Here is a 1175-nt window from a genome sequence, read left to right on the forward strand (position 1 = left end):
TGGGTACCTGTTACAGCCGGCAACATTCCTGCCCATCTACCGCCAATTGAATACCAATCCCACTTTGATCTTGGGTTGTATGTAGAAAGAATATTTCCATTTGCGTCAAGTTCATCTTCTTCACAGTATTTAATTGCGTCTCTGTAGCAGTCCTCATCTGTCCAATATAATTTTTTCGGAAATTCTTCACGTAAATATCTCAAATGACTCTCATTTTTACAGCCTTTTTCATATTCATCTTTATTAGAAAGCCATTGGGCATATGGACCGTTTATTGCATATTCAGCGATTTCTTCTCTAACCTCTTTAATAGCATCCAATTTAGTTTGTCTTATATATGTTGGAACTACTAGATTTTCATTGTATGGCTCCAAAAGTTCTTCAATGGTCTTGCGTCCGTCCGTGAATACTGCAACACTAAAATGACTCATCATGCCACCTCCACTCTCAACTCCGCATCATCGGATACCGCCAGAGTCACCATCTGGCAATCCATGACCGGCAGGTTGAAGTCATTCAACCCCTCGGCGTTGTCAATGAATACCGGGGCCTTCACCTCATAAATATCCTGCAAAGTATTGATGATATCCAGACCCACCACAATCCGGTGTCCGCTGTTCAGTGAACTGTACGGCACTCCGGCATATTCACATTCACAACACTCTGCCATGCCGCCGTTAATTTGATTGCGGAACAAAATAAAGTTGGCTTTTTTGAAACGTCCATTAATCTTATCTGACAGCATGTCCATTTTGACTCTGGTAAACTGCTCCAGAAGATACAACTGCTTTTCCTGGTCTGCTATTAACTGACCCACCTGTTTCTGTTCCTGCTGTAACTCTGCAATACGTTCCTTCGCCACTGTATTGTCCGCAGACGCAATCTTGCGCTGTACCGCTAACAATTCCTCATTCTTACCGGATATGGCAATTTTGAGCTGACTACGGATATCTGCCGCGGAGGTCATGGAGTTGTGGGCCTCTTCCATTGCAATCACTTCTGCCTGCATCGCCTGGAACTCCTGGTTACCTGATAAGTCCATGGATTCGGGTAATGCTGCCAGTTCAGCCTCTTTGGCGGCTATTTCCTTCTTGATTGCACCAGATTGTAAGGCCAGCTCCGCCATCTTATCGGATGCTGAGTTAATTCCAGTGCTGGCGGCCTTAATGGCTGCC

General features: G+C 44.7%; 1 protein-coding gene and 1 pseudogene. Both read right to left on the reverse strand.

Going from position 1 to position 1175, the window contains the following annotated elements:
• Positions 1 to 431 (reverse strand): hypothetical protein (locus BUA56_RS22500; protein ID WP_207650969.1); only part of this gene is annotated, 431 nt, incomplete at its 3' end.
• Positions 431 to 1175: pseudogene (locus BUA56_RS23150) on the reverse strand (hypothetical protein); the annotation flags it as partial. The gene BUA56_RS22500 and the pseudogene BUA56_RS23150, both read right to left, overlap by 1 nt.

The sequence above is a fragment of the Lactonifactor longoviformis DSM 17459 genome (assembly GCF_900129135.1).
Classification (GTDB): Bacteria; Bacillota; Clostridia; order Lachnospirales; family Lachnospiraceae; genus Lactonifactor; species Lactonifactor longoviformis.